This window comes from Colwellia maritima (genome assembly GCF_022669015.1).
GTDB lineage: Bacteria > Pseudomonadota > Gammaproteobacteria > Enterobacterales > Alteromonadaceae > Colwellia > Colwellia maritima.
The window spans coordinates 144,825-163,680 of record NZ_JAKKSL010000006.1 but is presented as its reverse complement, the minus strand read 5'-3'; the positions used below and the strand labels follow the sequence as shown (position 1 = coordinate 163,680).

The 18,856-nt window shown below is 39.1% G+C and carries 15 protein-coding genes and 3 pseudogenes; 13 read left to right on the top strand and 5 right to left on the bottom strand.

Going from position 1 to position 18,856, the window contains the following annotated elements:
* The first annotated feature begins 23 nt into the window (after positions 1-23).
* From L3081_RS23350 to L3081_RS23290, 13 genes and pseudogenes are all read left to right on the top strand, one after another.
* Complete coding sequence (locus tag L3081_RS23350; RefSeq protein WP_242288684.1) at positions 24-746, top strand: histidine phosphatase family protein; 723 nt, start codon at positions 24-26, stop codon at positions 744-746.
* 33 nt (positions 747-779) lie between these two features.
* Entirely contained in the window at positions 780-1,547 is a 768-nt protein-coding gene (locus tag L3081_RS23345) for an SDR family oxidoreductase (protein WP_242288682.1), read from the top strand.
* Between the two features lie 80 nt (positions 1,548-1,627).
* Positions 1,628-2,479: pseudogene (locus L3081_RS23340) on the top strand (oxidoreductase).
* Positions 2,480-2,507: 28 nt separating this feature from the next.
* The gene (locus tag L3081_RS23335; RefSeq protein ID WP_242288680.1) at positions 2,508-2,744 is read left to right on the top strand and encodes a beta/alpha barrel domain-containing protein; all 237 of its coding nucleotides are present in this window, start codon (positions 2,508-2,510) and stop codon (positions 2,742-2,744) included.
* A 119-nt stretch (positions 2,745-2,863) separates the two neighbouring features.
* Entirely contained in the window at positions 2,864-4,075 is a 1,212-nt protein-coding gene (locus L3081_RS23330; RefSeq protein WP_242288678.1) for an acyl-CoA dehydrogenase family protein, read from the top strand.
* A gap of 88 nt (positions 4,076-4,163) precedes the next feature.
* Positions 4,164-5,198 (top strand): phosphotransferase family protein, encoded by a 1,035-nt coding sequence (locus L3081_RS23325; protein ID WP_242288676.1) that lies wholly within the window; start codon positions 4,164-4,166, stop codon positions 5,196-5,198.
* A gap of 47 nt (positions 5,199-5,245) precedes the next feature.
* On the top strand, positions 5,246-6,004 hold the full coding sequence (locus L3081_RS23320) for an SDR family NAD(P)-dependent oxidoreductase (RefSeq protein WP_242288674.1): 759 nt from the start codon (positions 5,246-5,248) through the stop codon (positions 6,002-6,004).
* Positions 6,005-6,099: 95 nt separating this feature from the next.
* Positions 6,100-7,890, top strand: coding sequence for an acyl-CoA dehydrogenase (locus L3081_RS23315; RefSeq protein ID WP_242288672.1), 1,791 nt, complete (start codon positions 6,100-6,102; stop codon positions 7,888-7,890).
* A gap of 51 nt (positions 7,891-7,941) precedes the next feature.
* Complete coding sequence (locus L3081_RS23310; protein ID WP_242288671.1) at positions 7,942-8,220, top strand: MaoC/PaaZ C-terminal domain-containing protein; 279 nt, start codon at positions 7,942-7,944, stop codon at positions 8,218-8,220.
* A complete protein-coding gene (locus tag L3081_RS23305) occupies positions 8,207-8,404 on the top strand; it encodes a hotdog family protein (protein WP_242288669.1) in 198 nt (65 codons plus the stop codon). The genes L3081_RS23310 and L3081_RS23305 overlap by 14 nt, the downstream gene beginning before the upstream one ends.
* Before the next feature lie 31 nt (positions 8,405-8,435).
* A complete protein-coding gene (locus L3081_RS23300; RefSeq protein ID WP_242288667.1) occupies positions 8,436-9,359 on the top strand; it encodes an SDR family NAD(P)-dependent oxidoreductase in 924 nt (307 codons plus the stop codon).
* A 63-nt stretch (positions 9,360-9,422) separates the two neighbouring features.
* A pseudogene (locus tag L3081_RS23295) lies at positions 9,423-10,603 on the top strand (acetyl-CoA C-acyltransferase).
* A gap of 48 nt (positions 10,604-10,651) precedes the next feature.
* Positions 10,652-12,319, top strand: coding sequence for an AMP-binding protein (locus L3081_RS23290; protein ID WP_242288665.1), 1,668 nt, complete (start codon positions 10,652-10,654; stop codon positions 12,317-12,319).
* A 123-nt stretch (positions 12,320-12,442) separates the two neighbouring features.
* Here the strand turns inward: L3081_RS23290 and L3081_RS23285 are convergent, their stop codons facing one another.
* The 5 genes and pseudogenes from L3081_RS23285 to L3081_RS23265 form a co-directional block, all read right to left on the bottom strand.
* Positions 12,443-12,718, bottom strand: a complete 276-nt coding sequence (locus L3081_RS23285) for a YkgJ family cysteine cluster protein (RefSeq protein WP_242288663.1) — start codon at positions 12,716-12,718, stop codon at positions 12,443-12,445.
* 96 nt (positions 12,719-12,814) lie between these two features.
* Positions 12,815-15,964 carry an EAL domain-containing protein gene (locus L3081_RS23280; protein WP_242288661.1) on the bottom strand — a complete coding sequence of 1,050 codons (3,150 nt, stop codon included), beginning with the start codon at positions 15,962-15,964 and terminating at the stop codon, positions 12,815-12,817.
* Between the two features lie 186 nt (positions 15,965-16,150).
* Positions 16,151-17,009, bottom strand: a pseudogene (locus tag L3081_RS23275) (crotonase/enoyl-CoA hydratase family protein).
* A gap of 5 nt (positions 17,010-17,014) precedes the next feature.
* A complete protein-coding gene (locus L3081_RS23270) occupies positions 17,015-17,707 on the bottom strand; it encodes a crotonase/enoyl-CoA hydratase family protein (RefSeq protein ID WP_242288659.1) in 693 nt (230 codons plus the stop codon).
* Positions 17,708-17,900: 193 nt separating this feature from the next.
* Complete coding sequence (locus L3081_RS23265; RefSeq protein WP_242288657.1) at positions 17,901-18,842, bottom strand: alpha/beta fold hydrolase; 942 nt, start codon at positions 18,840-18,842, stop codon at positions 17,901-17,903.
* Positions 18,843-18,856 lie beyond the last annotated feature (14 nt).

Below are 18,856 nucleotides of genomic sequence, written 5' to 3'. Positions count from 1 at the left end.
CTTTATTGTGATGGTATAACTAAATGGCTGCCATCTATCTTATTCGTCACGGACAAGCCTCTTTTGGAAAAGCTGATTATGATCAATTGTCAGATAAAGGTAGAGCGCAATCGCATTTGTTAGGTAAACATTGGCAATCTATGCCAACGCCAAACAAATTATACGCCGGTGATTTGTTACGTCATGGACAAACGTTAGAGCATTTTTTACAAGGCTACCAAACCCAAGATAGCGCTGTAACGCTTCATTCCGGTTTCAATGAGTTTAATCACGTTGAACTGTTAACTTGTTACGATCCCAGATGGAAAAGTTTTGCTGACATGGCAGCCTCTATTGGTGATAAAACTGATGCAAATAAAATATTTCAGAAAGAGTTTTCACTTGCCCTTGAACAATGGGTATGCGGTAAGTATGACGATGATTACAAAGAGAGTTGGACTCAATTTAAAAAGCGCTGTGTCAGCGCCTTACATGATGTTATTGCTCAAGAAATAAATACAAGAAGCGCCTTGAATAGAAATCGAGTTTCCAAAGAGACCTGTATTTTTACATCAGGTGGCGTGATCGCAGTAATCATCCAATATCTATTAGGGTTATCAGATGAGAAAACATTAGTTATAAACCAACAAACACGTAATACCAGTGTTACTAAGATACTTTTTTCAGAAAACAAATTATCTATTGATTACCTAAATAATTATAGCCATCTAACACTTGCAGGTGAAGATTGGGTAACCTACAGGTAATCAAAAAAACTAATATAAAGCGGGAGTTTTTAAATGAACAGTACATTATTTGATTTAACGGGAAAAATTGCTTTGGTTACTGGCGCTAGTCGAGGTATTGGTGAAAGTATTGCAAAATTATTGGCACAACAAGGTGCCCACGTTATTGTTTCCGGCCGTAAAGTCGACGACTGTCAAACCGTAGTCGACAGTATTATTGAAGCGGGTGGAAGTGCTCAAGCAATTGCTTGCCATATTGGTGAAATGGAACAAATAGAGTCTATTTTTGAGCAAATTTCATCACAGCACGGCAGATTAGACATTTTAGTGAACAACGCAGCGGCAAATCCCTATTTTGGCCACATACTTGATACCGATTTAAATGCTTTTCAAAAAACAGTGGATGTAAATATTCGCGGGTATTTTTTTATGTCAACCACTGGCGCTAAATTAATGAAAGAAAATGATGGCGGAGCAATAGTGAATGTTGCCTCTATAAATGGTGTTATCCCTGGCGATTATCAAGGTATTTACTCAATAACTAAAGCAGCCGTAATTTCAATGACCAAAGCATTTGCTAAAGAATGTGCGCAGTTCAATATTCGTGTTAATGCGTTACTACCCGGTGGAACTGATACCAAATTTGCCTCGACCTTGGTGAACAATCCCAAGATTCTTGAACAATTGATGCATCACGTACCAATGAAACGTGTTGCGCAACCCGATGAAATGGCAGGTACCGTATTGTACCTAGTATCAAACGCATCTAGCTACACCACAGGTACCGCAATTAATGTAGATGGTGGTTACTTGATAGGTTAACCCTATCAGGCAAAATCATAAAAATTGAATTAAGCCAAGCATTCACTCAATGGCATAGCAGATAACATTTAGGAAATAAAATGAGTAATAGTAAGTTAAACAAATTATTTGAATCGTTTGTCACGACAGGCTTAACGTTAAAAAACCGCACAGTCATGGCGCCTATGACTCGAACTTTTTCACCCGAGTATATCCCAACACAAGACGTAGCTGATTATTACCGTAGAAGAGCGGAAGGAGATGTGGGGTTAATTATTACTGAAGGTACATTCATCTCGCATAAAGCAGCTAATGGTTATGAACGCGTGCCGGCCATTTATGGTGACAAAGCCCTAGCAGGTTGGAAAAATGTTGTTGAAGAAGTACATAAAGTGGCGGAAAAATTGCTCCGCAACTTTGGCATGTAGGCTCAGTAAGAAAAGAAGGCATAGGCCCTGATCAATCTATACCTGACCTATAGCCCATCAGGACTGTATAAACCAGGCGCACCTAATGGTGTTGCCATGAGTCAAGCTGATATTGATGAGGTGGTTGCATCGTTTGCACAAGCAGCACTTGATGCCAAAAATATAGGGTTTGATGCCATTGAAGTACATGGCGCTCATGGTTATTTAGTTGATCAATTTTTCTGGGAAGGCACCAATCAACGCACAGATGGTTACGGTGGTTCTCTGGAAAATCGTACTCGTTTTGGTGTAGAAATTGTTAAAGCCATTCGCGCTGCTGTAGGTGAAAATTTCCCAATTATTTTTAGATTCTCTCAGTGGAAACAACAAGATTACAACGCAAAGCTTTGTCAAAATCCAGAAGAACTAGCACACTTCTTAGGCTTACTCAGTGATGCAGGCGTCGATATATTTCATGCGAGTACTCGCCGTTTTTGGTTGCCGGAATTTGATGGGTCAGATCTTAACTTAGTCAGTTTGGACTAAAAAGTTAACAAATAAACCTACTATAACGGTGGGTAGCGTTGGTTTAGATAGTGACTTTACTGGTGAAGGTAGTATGGATTTAAGTGGTACATCAAACCCAACAGGTATCGATGGTTTATTAGAACGATTAAATAATGAAGAATTTGACTTGGTAGCTATTGGTCGTGCGTTATTGGTTGACCCTAACTGGGTCAACAAAATCAAAGAGCAAAAAGAAGATGAAATAGCGCCCTTTAATAAAGAAGCTTTAACAAGCTTAAGTTAACGCGAAATAAGTTACGTCCTACATCGAATGTAATGCTCTATGTAGGTTGGACTTCAGTCCAACAAAGGGTCTAAACACAGTTAATTGTAAGTCCAGTAAGGACATTTAAGGATAATCACATGAATTTTGAGTATACCGAAAAAGTACAAAATCTAATCGAACGTGTAACCGATTTTATGAACCGCTATGTTTTTCCTGTTGAAGAACAAATGCATCAACAAGTAGCGCAAGATCCATGGTCAACACCACCATTAATGGAAGAGCTTAAAGCGAAAGCCAAGGCTGAAGGTTTATGGAACCTTTTTTTACCTGTCAGTTATGGAAAATACAGTGCAGGGTTAACTAACTTAGAGTACGCACCTCTAGCTGAAGTTATGGGGCAGGTTATGTGGGCTCCAGAAGTGTTTAATTGCGCTGCACCTGATACTGGTAATATGGAAGTATTAGCAAAATACGGTAATGAAATGCAGAAGAAAAAGTGGTTAGAACCGTTACTTGAAGGAAAAATTCGCTCTGCTTTTGCCATGACAGAACCAGAAGTTGCCTCAAGTGACGCTACCAATATTGAACTGAGCATTGAGCGTGACGGTAATGAGTATGTTATCAATGGCAGAAAATTCTATATTAGTGGTGCATGTCGTAAGCAATGTGAAATTATGATTGTTATGGGTAAAACAGCTCCAACTAATGAAAATCGTTATATTCAGCAATCTCAAGTGCTAGTACCAATGAATACACCTGGCGTCACTATGGTTCGCCCAATGAAAGTATTTGGCTATGACGATGCCCCAGAAGGACATGCTGAAATCACATTTGAGAATGTTCGTGTACCTATAGCAAATATTATCATGGGTGAAGGAAAAGGTTTCGAAATAGCGCAAGGCCGTTTAGGCCCTGGGCGTATACATCACTGTATGCGCTCTATTGGCGTTGCTCAACGTGCACTCGATTTGATGTGTAAACGTGTCAATGAGCGCATAGTTTTTGGTCGTCCAATGATCAAACAACAATCCATTCGTGAAGATATCGCAAAATCAGCCTGCCAAATTGAACAAGCACGCTTGATGACCTTGAAAGCGGCACAAAAAATGGACACCGAAGGGAATAAGGCAGCTAAAGATCTTATTGCGATGATTAAGATCGTGGCACCGAGTATGTCTCTTGATGTGATTGACCGAGCTATCCAGTGTTATGGAGCCGCAGGGGTTAGCCAAGATACCTTTTTAGCCCATGCTTATGCAGGACAAAGAACATTACGTTTAGCTGATGGCCCAGATCAAGTGCATATGATGCAATTGGGTAGAGATTTAGTAAAAAAAATTACAGCGTGACTACATTTTTCTAATTAATTGTATTTACGAAAAAATAATAAGTTCGATATCTTAAATGAGTCGTATCTTTTAGTGAGAGAAATGACAAATGTCGCAAATATTACCTATTGATAATAACAAGTTAACAACTTATCTAGAAGCAAACATAGCAGGGTTTGTTGGACCGATAACATTAGAAAAATTTTCAGGGGGGCAGTCAAACCCAACCTTTAAAGTCACAGCTGAATCGGGTGTGTATGTTTTACGCAGTCAACCTGCGGGTAAGTTACTAAAATCGGCACATGCGGTAGACCGAGAATATAGAGTGCTTGACGCACTTAAAGACTCAAATGTACCCGTCGCAAAGGTTTTTCATTTGTGTACCGATTTAGCCGTTACCGGTGCAATGTTCTACTTAATGGAGTTTTGTGATGGCAAGGTTTATTGGAGCCCTTCATTAACAGAGGTTGCGACAAATGATTTAAGAAGCCAAATGTATGACGCTATGAATAAAGTGCTTGTTGCGCTTCATAGCGTAGATATCAAGGCTTGTGGGTTGGATGATTATGCTAAACCAGGTAATTATTTTGAGCGACAACTTGCCCGTTGGACAGAGCAATATCGTATAACAGAGCTACAAAAAATACCCGCCATGGATGAACTTAGCGACTGGTTAGCGATTCACTTACCAGATGATGATGGACGTGTTTGTTTGGTGCATGGTGATTTTCGTTTAGACAATATGATGTTTGCCAAAGATAACGCCGAAATTATTGCCGTGCTCGATTGGGAACTTTCCACGTTAGGTCATCCATTTGCAGATTTAGCTTATCAGTGTATGCAATTGAGAATGCCTCAAGGCATGGGAGGTATTGATGGCTTACAAGGTATAGACCGTGCGAGTTTAGGCATACCCACAGAAGAAGAATACATTGCTAGTTATTGCCAACGTATGGATATAACTAAAATAGACAACTGGACCTTCTACCTTGCGTTTAGTTTTTTTAGATTAGCCGCTATTGCGCAGGGTGTTGCAAAACGTGCCTCACAAGGGAATGCTTCTAATAAAAATGCTAATAAAGTCGGCGCTTTTGTTGAGCCTTTAGCTCAAATGGCAATGAACATCATTAAAGAAGAAAGTTAAATTCATCACATTTATTTACTCTAGTTGAACAAAGAAAGGAAATATTTATGGACCCATTATTAGATTTTACCGGCAAAGTTGCTGTTATTACCGGTGCGGCACAAGGTTTTGGCAAGTTACTCGCAGAAGAATTAGCTATGCGTGGTGCTAAATTGGTCATTAGTGATATTAACGGCGGTGTTCAACAAGTGGCAGATGACATAGCCTCAAAAGGAACGGATGTGATAGCGTTGACCTGTGATGTTTCCAAAAATGGCGACTGTAAAGCAATGGTAGATAAGGCCATTGAAACATTTGGTCGTGTTGATATCGGTGTTAACAATGCAGGCGTTGCCCATGAATTTATGCCCTTACATGAAATTGATGAAAGCGTTATGGATAGCCAATTTGCTATTAATGTAAAAGGGGTTCAATTTGGTATGCGTCATCAAATCAAACAAATGTTGACGCAAGGCGAAGGCATTATTCTTAATGTGAGTTCAATGGCAGGTTTAGGTGGTGCAGCACGTGGCAGCGCGTACGCAATGGCAAAACACGCGGTTATTGGTTTAACAAAAACAGGAGCCGTGGAATATGCGCGTAGTAATATTCGTATCAATGCCATTTGTCCATTTTTTACCTTAACGCCCATGGTGACTGACTTTGCCGATGAAACTATGCAAGGGAAAATGAGTAAAGGTGCGCCAATGGGACGTTTAGGTGAGCCTAAAGAAATTGTCGCCATGATGCTAATGATGTTGTCTCCCGCTAATACCTATATGACTGGACAATGCATCGCCATAGATGGTGGTGTTTCGGCAGCATAGAAAAAATACCTAGTTTCGGATATTGACCGATCAGAATACATATATGCAAATACCTTACTCGAATGAAAAGAAGTTAATGATATGCCGGAACATTAATGAATGAACGTGATCTTGAATTCAATTTATATGAATTATTTGACAGTGAATCTTTGCTAACAAGAACTCGTTATCAAGACCATGACCGTCATACTTTTAATGGGGTCATTAATACTGCGAAAGCCATAGCCGAAAAACATTTTTTGCCCATTCGCCAGAAGCTTGATACCCATCAACCAACCTTTGATGGGAAAAAAGTGCAGTTAATTCCTGAGCTAAAAGTGGCAATTGCGGCAGTGAATGAATCCGGTATTGGCTCAGCAACGGCAGATTATGAACTGGGTGGGATGCAACTTCCTCCTATCATTGCTAGCGCCGCAGGGGCCTATTTATCCGTAGGCGGAGGTGTTGGTATTGGCTACAACATGTTGACCACGGCTAACGCAAATCTGCTCGAAGTGCATGCCAGTGATGCCCTTATTGAAAAGTGGGTCAAGCCCATGAGGGAAGGTCGCTTTATGGGGACTATGGCAATGACTGAACCAGGGAGTGGCTCTGGTCTTGGTGATTTATCGACTAAGGCGACTAAAACGGAAGAAGGAAATTATCGTATCACCGGTAGTAAAATTTTCATTTCGGGCGGAGATCATGACCTAAGTGAAAATATTGTTCACCTCGTGCTTGCTAGGGTACAAGGCGCACCTAAAGGGGTTAAAGGTATTTCATTATTTGTTGTGCCAAAATATTTAGTTAATGATGACGGATCAATAGGTGAAGACAACGAAGTTGCGTTAGCAGGTTTATTCCATAAAATGGGGGGCAGAGCACAAACATCCACAGCGTTAAGTTTTGGTGAAAAAAATGGCTCCGTTGGCTATTTAGTTGGTGAAGAAAACCGGGGGCTGCAATACATGTTTCACATGATGAACGAAGCCCGCATTATGGTGGGAACAAGCGGAGCAGTATTAGCTGTTGCCGGTTATCAATACAGTGTTGATTATGCGAAAAATAGGCCGCAAGGGCGTTTACCATCCTGTAAAGATCCGCTATCTCCTATGGTTAATATTATTGAACATGCGGATGTAAAACGTATGTTGTTAGCCCAAAAATCTTATGCGGAAGGCGCATTGTCATTAGTGCTTTATGGCACACAATTAAGTGATGATTCACGTACTGCTAAAACACAAGAACAGCGTCAATATGCGCATACACTACTAGATTTCTTAACCCCTATTATTAAAACTTGGCCATCAGAATACGGCCCTAAAGCCAATTCGTTAGCCATTCAAGTGCTTGGTGGTCATGGCTATATCAATGAGCACCCCGTTGAAATGTTTTATCGTGATAATCGTTTAAACCCAATTCACGAAGGGACAACGGGAATGCAATCATTAGACTTACTTACACGTAAAGTTCCGATGAATAATAGACAAGGGTACTTGGCCACTCTAGATGAAATTTATAAAACCATCGAACAGTCAAAACCATACGCGAATTTAGATGAGTTTTCTGTGCAATTAGCTACAGCGGTGGATACTTTAAAAGAAACGACTCAGTCAGTGTTAACCGCAATGTCAACGAAGCATATTGATTTAGCCTTAGCTAATTCCGTTAAGTATCTAGCGTTATTTGGCCACGTTATTATTGCTTGGTTATGGTTAAAGCAAGGCATTGTAGCGACAAAAGCTTTAGCAGAACAACCTCATCAAGAAGATAAAAACTTTTACCAAGGTAAATGTCAGGCACTGCAATATTTCTATCGATTTGAATTACCCAAAATATCCTTATGGGCAGCACTTTTGAATAGTACAGATTCAAGCACCTACGACATGCAGGTTGAATGGTTTTAATTGAATCACTAACACGAGTAAAACAATATAAAACACAGGGGGAAACATGATATGCCAATAATAATTAAAAAAGACACAATAAAAGATTATATAAATTATCAAGCACAGCCAACACCATGGCACTTAGTCACTCAAGCACAAATTAATCAATTTGCAGACTGCACACTTGATCATCAATTTATTCATGTAGATGAAGAAAAGGCTAAACAAACACTGTTTGGCTCTACTATCGCTCACGGTTTTTTGTCCTTGTCTTTACTCTCACATTTTGCTGAAAATTTTAGTGTCATTATTGACGGTTTTTATATGGGGTTGAATGCTTGGTTTTGACAAAGTTCGTTTCTTACAACCCGTAAAGGTGAATAGCCGTATTAGAGCACATGCTAAAACGTTGTCGATAGAAGAAAAAAAGCCGGGACAATTTCGATTGTGTACAGAAGTAACGGTTGAAATTGAAGATTGCGATACGCCGACATTAGTTGCTGAGTGGGTTTCAGTACAAATGGTTAAATAAATATAGCATTGTTAAGTTTCGAGGAAAAATTATGAGTATCAGTTTTGAAGGTAAAGTCGCCATAATAACGGGCGCCGGTAATGGTTTAGGTCGCTCTCATGCACTGGCTCTAGCAGCACGCGGTGCTAAAGTTGTAGTTAATGATTTAGGTGGTGCAAGGGATGGAAGTGGTGCGTCATCGAAAGCATCGCAAGACGTGGTACGTTTAATTGAAGAAAATGGTGGAGAAGCGATCAGCCATGGCGCCAACGTTGCTAATTTTGACGAAGTGCAAGATATGGTTCAACAAGCAATGGATAAATGGGGACGTGTTGATATATTGATTAATAATGCCGGCATTTTACGCGATAAATCCTTTACTAAAATGACATTAGATGATTTTAAATTGGTCATGGATGTTCATGTTATGGGGTCGGTTAATTGTACTAAAGCTGTTTGGGATATTATGCGTGAACAAAATTATGGTCGTATTGTAATGACCACCTCTTCTAGCGGTATGTACGGTAATTTTGGTCAATCAAATTATGGTGCAGCAAAAATGGCAGTATTAGGATTAATGAATACCTTGGTTATTGAAGGTGCTAAAAATAACATTCGCATAAATGCTTTAGCACCAACTGCAGGTACACGTATGACGGAAGATTTAATGCCAGAAGAAATTGTAAAAGCATTTGCACCTGAAGCGGTAACCGCAGGCATGTTAACACTTTGTGACGATGATGCACCCAATCGCTTTATTTTATGTGCGGGTGCCGGTGGTTACTCAAGTGCGAGTATTTTTGAAACCGAAGGCTGCTTTATCCCTCAAAATGCTCAAAGTCCCGAAACAGTTCGAGAACATTGGAACGAACTCACTGCGAAAGATAATCAAGCCGCGTTAGAGTCAGGAGCAAAGCAAGGTGAGAAATTTGTGATGAAAGCTATGGCCTATATGCAGTCACAGCAAAAACAATAATGTTAAAAAAATAGCATCAGTATTATAAATAAAACAATTAACTTTCATACATAAGGAATCATCATGAGAGAAGCCGTAATAGTATCAGCCGCCCGCACCCCCATAGGTAAAGCTTACCGTGGTGCTTTCAACGATTTGTCTGCGCCGACATTAGCTGCTGTAGCCGTTAAAGCGGCAGTGGCAAGAGCAGGTATTGACGTTAATGAAATTGAAGACTGTATTTTTGGTGCCGCTTTAACCCAAGGTAACCAAGGTATGAATTTTGGGCGTCAGGTAGCGATGGCGGCTGAATTACCAGTAACAGTGCCGGGAATGACGATTGATCGTCAATGCTCTTCTGGTTTAATGTCCATTGTGTTCGCTGCCAACCATATTGTGTGTGATGGTGCAAACGTTGTGGTGGCAGGTGGCTGTGACTCTATTAGTTTAGTACAAAATGAACATATGAATATGCATCGTGCTGTTGACCCTAGTGTTAAAGCATATCGCCCGGCAATCTATATGCCGATGCTTGATACCGCTGAAGTGGTTGCTGAACGTTATAGCATTTCAAGAGAAAAACAGGACGATTATGCACTGAAATCACAACAACGTACCGCAGCGGGGCAAGAGGCGGGAAAATTTGATGATGAAATTGTCCCCGTAACTTGTACCAAACTAGTACTGGACAAAACAACGGGTACCACCAAAAAAGAAGAGGTCACGTTAACAAAAGATGAAGGTAATCGTCCTTCAACTAGTTTATCAGGGTTAGCGGATTAAAAGCGGTTAAAGAGAATGGTTCAATTACCGGCGGTAATGCGTCACAACTGTCTGATGGTGCGGCAGCCGTTGTAGTTATGGAGCGAAAATTAGCAGAGCAACGAGGGTTAAAACCACTGGGTGTGTACCGTGGAATGGTAGTGGTCGGTTGTGAACCCGATGAAATGGGTATAGGACCTATTTTTGCTATACCCAAACTACTAGAACGTAACAATTTGACCATAGATGATATTGGTTTGTGGGAAATAAATGAGGCGTTTGCGGTACAGGTTTTATATTGCGCAGAAAAACTAGGTATTCCTGAAGATCGTTTGAATGTTGATGGCGGTGCAATTTCAATTGGTCACCCTTATGGTATGAGTGGTACTCGTATGGTGATGCATGCACTGATTGAAGGTAAACGCCGTGGTGTTAAATATGTTGTTGTTAGTATGTGTATAGGTGGTGGTCAAGGGGCTGTTGGTTTGTTTGAAGTGCTTTAAAAAAATAGTAAAAAATAAGCACTATGCCTGTAAATTGAGGAGAGTTTCATGGAAAAAATTTGGCTTGAAAAAAGTTACCCACCGGGTGTTGAATATGACATTGACCCTGATAAGTATAATTCTATAGTAGACTTATTCACGAAATACACCCAGATTTATCAAAATAACACTGCGTTTGTTAATATGGGAGCAACCTTATCGTATGGTGAATTGGCGCAGCAAGCTAGCGATTTTGCTGCCTATTTGCAACAAGATTTAGGTTTGGTAAAAGGTGATAAATTTGCCATTATGATCCCTAACCTGTTGCAATACCCTATCGCGCTTTTTGGAGCGTTAATGGCAGGTTTAACCGTGGTGAATGTTAACCCACTATATACTGCTCGTGAACTTCAACATCAATTAAAAGACTCTGGCACAAAAGCTATCCTTATTTTGGAAAACTTTGCTAGTGTACTTGAGAAGGTTATCAAGAAAACTGATGTCGAACATATTATTATCACAGGTGTTGGCGACCGCTTAGGCAAAATTAAAGGGACATTAGTCAATGGTGTTCTTAAATATGTTAAAAAACAAATACCGACTTACTCATTACCCTCAACAGTTAAATTTAATGTTGCATTGGCAAAAGGGGCTAACGCTACTTTTTCATCTGTTAACGTAACAGGGCAAGATCTGGCTTTTTTACAATACACAGGTGGCACAACAGGCCCTTCAAAAGGTGCTATGTTAACTCATCGTAATATGGTAGCTAACATAGAGCAATCTAATGCAGTGACCAAAAATGTTTATGAAATTGGTAAAGAAATCATGGTAACGGCATTACCGCTTTATCATGTGTATGCGTTAACGTCTAACTGCTTATGCTTTATCCCATTCGGGGGTACTAACCTATTAATTACTAATCCTCGAGATATGGTGGGTTTTGTTAAAGAATTAGCTAAATATCCTTTTACCGCGATAACGGGGGTAAATACACTTTTTAATGCTTTACTTCATACACCAGGATTCGATCAACTTGATTTTAGTCCACTAAAGCTTGGCTTTGGAGGCGGAATGGCAGTTCAAAGACCTGTAGCTGAGCTTTGGGAAAAAGTAACAGGAACACGTTTATTAGAAGGGTATGGTTTAACTGAATGTGCACCGTTAGTCACTATGAGTCCTTATAATCAAGAATGTTACAATGGTTCTATTGGTATTCCCGCATCATCTACTGATATTCGCCTAATAGGGGATAATGGGGAAGAAGTTGCACTGGGAGAGCCTGGAGAAATGTGGGTTAAAGGTCCTCAAGTCATGAAAGGTTACTACAACCGACCAGAAGCGACTAATGATGTGTTAAAAGATGGGTGGTTGGCTACTGGTGATATTGCCACCATGGATGAAAATGGTTTCTTTAGAATTGTTGATCGTAAAAAAGACATGATCAATGTCTCTGGATTCAATGTGTTTCCAAATGAAATTGAAGAAGTGATTGTAATGCATGAGGGAGTGCTTGAAGCAGCAGCCGTTGGTGTTTCACATGAGGTGACCGGGGAAGCTGTAAAAGTTTATATAGTGCGTAAAAACCCAAACTTGGTTGAACAAGACATTTTTGATCATTGTAACGAGATGCTAACAAATTATAAACGGCCTAAAATTGTTGAATTTTTAGATGAATTGCCGAAAACCAATGTCGGTAAAGTGTTACGTAAAGAATTACGATCAAAAAATAGCTAGACAGCCTAATATATACCCACAGCACTTCAAGAAGAAATCAGTATCTTGATATGCTGTGGGTATATATGTCATGAATAACTTAATGGGCTTGGTATTACTCAAATATAAACATTTTTAGCAACATTAAATATTATCCATTCGCTCACTTAGGCATTCGTATGATCCCATTTCAAATTCTCGGCAAACCCATGGCCTATTTTCATAGATAGAACACATTAATGTATTGCGATCTAAGGCCGAACACCGACCATCGTCTAAACGTAACATAGACTCGTTGCCATATTCATCGACATCAATATGGTGTTCGGGCACCCCGGTATCTGAGATTATTCTCGCTTCTAAACGACAACAACAGGCTTGACAATTTGAACAGCTAACTTCAAGAATAGGTATATTCATACACAAAAACGGTTAAGATAATTACTAGTAGCATACGCTAGCTTAAGCTATTTTTCGAGAGAATCCTCTAGCCATTAAATCCTTGCCAGTGTTTGATTATGATGTTGAATTAAGGTTAGGGTTATACTTTTTGATAAACTTCCCGGCAGCTTCACTTGTTAGTGGCTTACTTAAAAAATACCCTTGCACTTCATTGCAATCATGTTGTGTGAGTATGTCATATTGTTGAGCCGTTTCTACTCCTTCGGCAATAACAATTAAGTTCAAAGAATGAGCTATGCCAATAATCGCTTGTACAATGGCTAAGTCGTCCAAATCATTTGGTAGGCCATCAATAAAAGATTTATCAATTTTTAGTTTGTTCAATGGGAAACGTTTTAAATAAGACAAAGACGAATACCCTGTGCCAAAATCATCTATCGATAATTGTACGTCTAAACTTTTAATCTGATGCAGAGTATCAATGGTTTCTTCAATATTCATCATCATCATACTTTCTGTAATTTCAAACTCTATGTTGGACGCAAGTACGCCAGATTCAGCTATTGCATCTTTAATAGTAGTCAGTAAATCTTTTTGGAAAAATTGTCGCGCAGAAAGGTTAATAGCCATGGTCAAATTATTAAATCCTTCTGCGTTCCGGGCTAGTTGCTGACAAGCTTCGTTAATAATCCAGTGACCAATTGGTACAATTAAACCCGTTACTTCAGCAACGGGAATAAAAATATCAGGGGCAATTAACCCCTTGGTTGGGTGTTGCCACCGTAATAATGCTTCGGTACCAATAATTTGATTGGTTTTAATATCAAATTGAGGTTGATAGTTCAGTATAAATTGATGATTTGCGAGTGCATCGCGCAGGTCTCTTTCCAAAATCACCCGTTCATGTGCGTCAATTTGCATTTGTTCTGTATAAAAATGATAACTAGCGCGACCACTATCTTTTGCACTGTACATGGCATTGTCTGCACAGCTGAGCAAACTTGACGCATCTTCGGCATTGTCTGGATAAATACCGATCCCAATACTTGCGCTGATAGTGACTTCACAGCTAAGTAAAGCAAAGGGCGAAAGTAATGAATCAAGAATTTTATTAGCGACAGCTGAAACCTCATCAGTCGATTCAATACAGGGGAGTAACACGGTAAATTCATCCCCTCCAAAACGAGAAATAATATTTTTAGGACCAATAATATTTTTGAACCTCAAGGCAACTTGTTGTAATAGTTCATCCCCTACAGGGTGACCTGAGGTGTCATTAATGAGTTTGAAATGGTCTAAATCAATAAACATAACTGCGAGTCGGTAGGTTGAATGTTTTGCGGTAATAATGGCGTCTTTTAGTTGTTTATGAAAAGAGGCTCTATTAGGTAATTGGGTAATTAAGTCATTGTGGGCTAGCTGAAATATGTGTTCTTCAGCTTTTTTCTTCTCAGTGATATCACTAAAAATGCTCATGTACTGTTGTATATTGCCTGTAGTATCTTTGACTGCTTTTATAATTTGCCAAGATACAAAAAGTTCACCGTTTTTGCGTTTGTTGGTTATTTCTCCTTGCCAAAATCCTTTTTTATTGATGCAAGTCCAAACGTCGCTAAAAAAATTATCTGTATGAATACCTGATTTTAATATTGAAGGGTTTTTCCCTTTCAGTTCATCTAAAGAAAATCCGGTCAATTTCGTAAATTCAGGGTTAATACGAACAATATTTGCCTGAGCATCACAGATCATAATCGCTTCAAGGCTTTCATTAAATACACTTGCGGCTAGCTCAATTTCTTCAGTACTTTCTCGTCTGTGAATCTCTATTGCCACTCTGTTTGCGAATAAACTCAAAATGGATTTTAATGCCGAGTCTATCGAAATAGGTTTAGTATCCATTACTGCCATTATACCGATAATGTCACCCGTGGCCGTTTTTAAAGGTGCACCAAAAAAACTTTCGATATTCATTGAAGCGAGTAATTTATCATTTGGATAATGCTTGGCTGCATGCTCAGAAATTATTTCAATAGAATGTTCTAAAACATTGGCACAAGGGCTCCCTTTAAGTGCATAAGTGAAGTTGTCACCTTGTTTTCCATTTGCCCAAAAAGCCAATGTTTTAATGGATTGTTTTTGACTGTCAGCAAACACGCCAATAAAAGTATACTGTGTCTTATAAGTCATCGCTAGAGCTTGCGTACTTCGGCTAAAAAAGTCTTTACTAGCTGCGTGGTCAATATTCGTTAGCAGTGTTTTTAAAGAGTCGGTTAGCTGTTTTTGTTGTCGCATTTCTTTTTCAAGACGTTCATTAGAAAGATACAATGCATGAGTACGCGCGGTAACCGTGGTTTCTAAATTTTTTCTGCTTTGTCGTACAAGCCTATAAGCTTGGCGCCTTTCTTCTTGGTCGGCGATTAGGAATAAGGTTGTCGAAATAAGTGCCCCCAAATAAACTTGTAAAACAAGCAGTGAATCACTGTCATCAATTAAAATAAATGGGCCAAAGCCGTTAATTGTCCCAATGGTTGAGGCAATGGAAGTAATCATTAAAACCAAGGTCGCACCATGATGATGAAAACGTAAAATTGACCACACAAGGAGAGGTAATAAAGTAAACATCATCAGCTCGGTGATAATAGTTAAATGACTCAAACGACTGAAGGTAATGCTAACAACGCATAAAGTACCTAGCAATAATAGTATTGCTTCAAGTTTTTGTTTATGTGCAATAGGTGCTTTTGGTAAACGATACCAGGTTAATAAAAATGGTGTGATGAGTAAACCACCGATAAAATCGCCGACCAACCAAGTTTTCCACAACAATATAAAGTTATCTTGTGGAATACCCCCTGCGACTAATAAACTCGTGATGCCTACCAAGGCACTGATCATGGCCGAAGCGAATAGTGCGATGATAAAGACTACTGTATGAGAGGTTTTGAAAAAAGGTCTTGAACTGGCAAAATGTAAAATAAAATAACAGGCTAAAACAGTTGACAGGGTATTACCTATTGCGATACTTAAGCTTAAAAGGACGGAAGGTGATTCAATAAAACCCGCTAAAAAAGAACCAATTAAAATCCCTGGCCAAAGACGAACACCACCGTAAAGAAGCGCGGCTAATGCAATACCGGTAGGAGGCCAAACGGGGCTAATATTGCTCGGTTCAAAGGAAAGTAGTAAACCGATTTTTGTAGAAATGATATAGACAAATGCAAGTAATAATATGTGTAAAATATTTTTTGAAAAAACCCATTTCATTTTAGATAAATACCACGATAAAAATATCTATTTATTATAATACCAGTGTACAAACAAAGTGGCTGAGAAATCAACTCATTTAATGTTATATAAAGTCTTGTTTAGTCGTAAAAAAATGGCCAAAATGAGATTGGACATTCTTTACATTGACCCGAATGAATACCTTAAGAGCAAATTTATATCTTTTTATAAAATACTTGAATCATCAAGTTTACTCAGGTTATCAAAAGTGGGGTTTCTTTTTTGTGCTTTAGCCGTAAACGTTTCCATCATGTCCGATTGTGGTTGAAACATACCGCTTTGCCAAACGGCCATGTAATCTAAACTATCGGCCACAGAGTGATCTCTTGCATAGGTTATCATTTCTTTGCAGCCCAAAACCGCTAAGGGAGAACGAGAGGCAATCTCCGTGGCAATGTTCATCACGGCTGTTATCATGCTTTCTTGATCCGGATATACTTGATTGACTAATCCAACAGATTTAGCTTCAATCGGGCATTTTTCGACCTGTATAGGCTAATTCTCTAACTATTCCCGTTGAAATTAGTTTAGGTAATCGTTGTAAAGTACCTAAATCGGCAGTCATGCCTAGCTTGGTTTCTTCAATACTAAAAAAGGCGTCTTCTGTGCAATAACGGCAATCAGCAGCACTTATCATATCTAACGCACCTCCAATACAACCACCTTGCACTGCCATTAATACCGGCATACGAGCCTTTTCAAGTGCATTAAAGCACGCCTGCAGCTTTAAAACCGTATGGCGGAGTTGTTCATGCTTTCGTCCAAGTTCACCATTTTCATTGTTTGAATTTTGAGTAAAAACAGCTAAGTCCATTCCTGCACAGAAGTGTTTTCCGGTAGATGAAATAACAATTACCCGTGCGGCTGATTGAATGCTTATTTCATCAATGATTTTTTGAAATTCATGCCAAAAATCAATATTCATAGTGTTGAAAGCATCAGGCCGATTTAATGAGATATGCGCTATGTTATTATCAAATGTTATCGTCATTGTTTTGTGGGTAATAATGTTAGGCATTGTCATATTTCCTATACTGTTATGGTCATGGCTGAATCTATTTTTATTGCAATATCTAGTGCGTTTAAACACCCCTTTCTCTCTTTTAACTTAGTATTGTGATGCGCCGCCATGTTCAGGGTTAATAGCTGCTTAGCCGTTGTCATTGCTGTAGTCATTAATTGCTCTGGTTCTACTACAGTATCAAGAAAACCTGCCATAACTGCAGTTTCGGGGCTAAATAGTTCAGCATTGATAACAGACCGAGTTAAATAATTAATGGGCACTCTATTGCGTGCTAATTCAATACCTGCTTGGTGCATGGTCATACCAATAGTGACCTCATTTAGTCCTATTTTAAAAGGACCTGTGCTACCTATACGTACATCACAACTGAGTAATAAAAAGGCACCCTTAGCAATAGCATGACCCGAACATGCGCCAATGATGGGAAATGGGAATGACAACATGCGGCGGGCTAACGTTGAACCGGCCGTAACGAGTGAAACGGCGGAATTTGAACTTTCTTTCATTGTTTTTAGGTCATAGCCACCTGAAAATATCCCGGCTTGTCCTGTTAAAATAACAACGGCCTCTGCTGATTCTGCTTGATCTAAGGCATTATTTATTTCAGTGATTACTTGTTGAGAAATAGCATTTACTTTACCGTTTTTTAAGGTGATGACAGCAATTTTGTCATTGATCTCTAAATCAATTAATTCCATGGTGATTCCTAAGGTTGTGATATTGTTTTATATACAGCGTGCTTATACTCTAGTTTGATAGTTCTCCTTAATTCAAGGCAAATTTCGCGTCAATAGTGAGCTATTGCAAATAAATTTAACAACAAAATCAGGAAAAATAGCTGCCGGAGATAAATTGATTTAGGCGAGCTGAGGTTAATTTATTTATTAGCTTTCAATCGACCCCAATAAAATCAGCGATAGTTTCATTTATCTCAGGCGTTTTTTCATGCATAAGCCAGTGACTGGCTTTTGGAAAACGTCTTACTTCACAATCAGGCACATATCGCTCTATATCATTGAGATTTTCAGTAACAAATGCTTGATCCTGCTCTCCCCACAATATCAGCGTTGGAACATGAATATGAATCGTTGGCACCTTCATGTCTGTAGTGCTTTTCACAGGGCTAGCCTCGTCGGTTGAGCGTTCTTGTGTGCGCTTTATGATAGAGGTGGGAGCTAATTGCGGTATTGCTCGATAATACTGTAGCATGCCGTTTATAGCGCCGGGTCTTTGCCATGCTTCTCGATATGCCAATTTTAGTTTTTCAGTAAACACAGTAGGACTTGTACTTACCATGATTTTTTCACTGAGATATTGATAATTATCTTTCGATAATAATGTTTCAGCTTGAGGACTGATTAAGTCATGTATATAGGCGCTTTTCTTTCGTTGTTCCGGATTATTAATCATTTCTCGTGTAAAGGTACTTGGATGTGCGGCATTCAATATTACCAACTTAGCTATGTACTGCGGATAAAATGCAGCTAATGGCCATGCAATAGCACCTCCCCAATCATGTGCAACTAATGTCACTTTTTTACTTGGGCTTACGATGTTAATAAACTTAGCGAAAAATTCAATTAAGTTTGTTATCTTAAAAAATGTGGTATCTAAGGGTTTGTCACTTAGATTATACCCAGGTAAATCGGGTGCAATAACACAATGATGTTTTGAAAAATAATCTAATTGTCCTTGCCAAGCTTGCCAATATTCAGGAAAACCATGGAGAAATACTAGCGTAGAAGGCATTTCTTTTTTCGGGTTTGTAGGCATCGACATAACGTAATGAATGTTAACATCGTCAATAAGTACGTGTTTATGTTCAAGTGTCATAATCTGTTTTCACC

Bases quoted from the DNA above. Each gene is read 5' to 3' on its own strand.
- L3081_RS23350 (WP_242288684.1), top strand. From the start codon at position 24: ATGGCTGCCATCTATCTTATTCGTCACGGACAAGCCTCTTTTGGAAAA.
- L3081_RS23345 (WP_242288682.1), top strand. From the start codon at position 780: ATGAACAGTACATTATTTGATTTAACGGGAAAAATTGCTTTGGTTACT.
- L3081_RS23330 (WP_242288678.1), top strand. From the start codon at position 2,864: ATGAATTTTGAGTATACCGAAAAAGTACAAAATCTAATCGAACGTGTA.
- L3081_RS23325 (WP_242288676.1), top strand. From the start codon at position 4,164: ATGTCGCAAATATTACCTATTGATAATAACAAGTTAACAACTTATCTA.
- L3081_RS23320 (WP_242288674.1), top strand. From the start codon at position 5,246: ATGGACCCATTATTAGATTTTACCGGCAAAGTTGCTGTTATTACCGGT.
- L3081_RS23315 (WP_242288672.1), top strand. From the start codon at position 6,100: ATGAATGAACGTGATCTTGAATTCAATTTATATGAATTATTTGACAGT.
- L3081_RS23310 (WP_242288671.1), top strand. From the start codon at position 7,942: ATGCCAATAATAATTAAAAAAGACACAATAAAAGATTATATAAATTAT.
- L3081_RS23305 (WP_242288669.1), top strand. From the start codon at position 8,207: ATGCTTGGTTTTGACAAAGTTCGTTTCTTACAACCCGTAAAGGTGAAT.
- L3081_RS23300 (WP_242288667.1), top strand. From the start codon at position 8,436: ATGAGTATCAGTTTTGAAGGTAAAGTCGCCATAATAACGGGCGCCGGT.
- L3081_RS23290 (WP_242288665.1), top strand. From the start codon at position 10,652: ATGGAAAAAATTTGGCTTGAAAAAAGTTACCCACCGGGTGTTGAATAT.
- L3081_RS23285 (WP_242288663.1), bottom strand. From the start codon at position 12,718: ATGAATATACCTATTCTTGAAGTTAGCTGTTCAAATTGTCAAGCCTGT.
- L3081_RS23280 (WP_242288661.1), bottom strand. From the start codon at position 15,964: ATGAAATGGGTTTTTTCAAAAAATATTTTACACATATTATTACTTGCA.
- L3081_RS23270 (WP_242288659.1), bottom strand. From the start codon at position 17,707: ATGGAATTAATTGATTTAGAGATCAATGACAAAATTGCTGTCATCACC.
- L3081_RS23265 (WP_242288657.1), bottom strand. From the start codon at position 18,842: ATGACACTTGAACATAAACACGTACTTATTGACGATGTTAACATTCAT.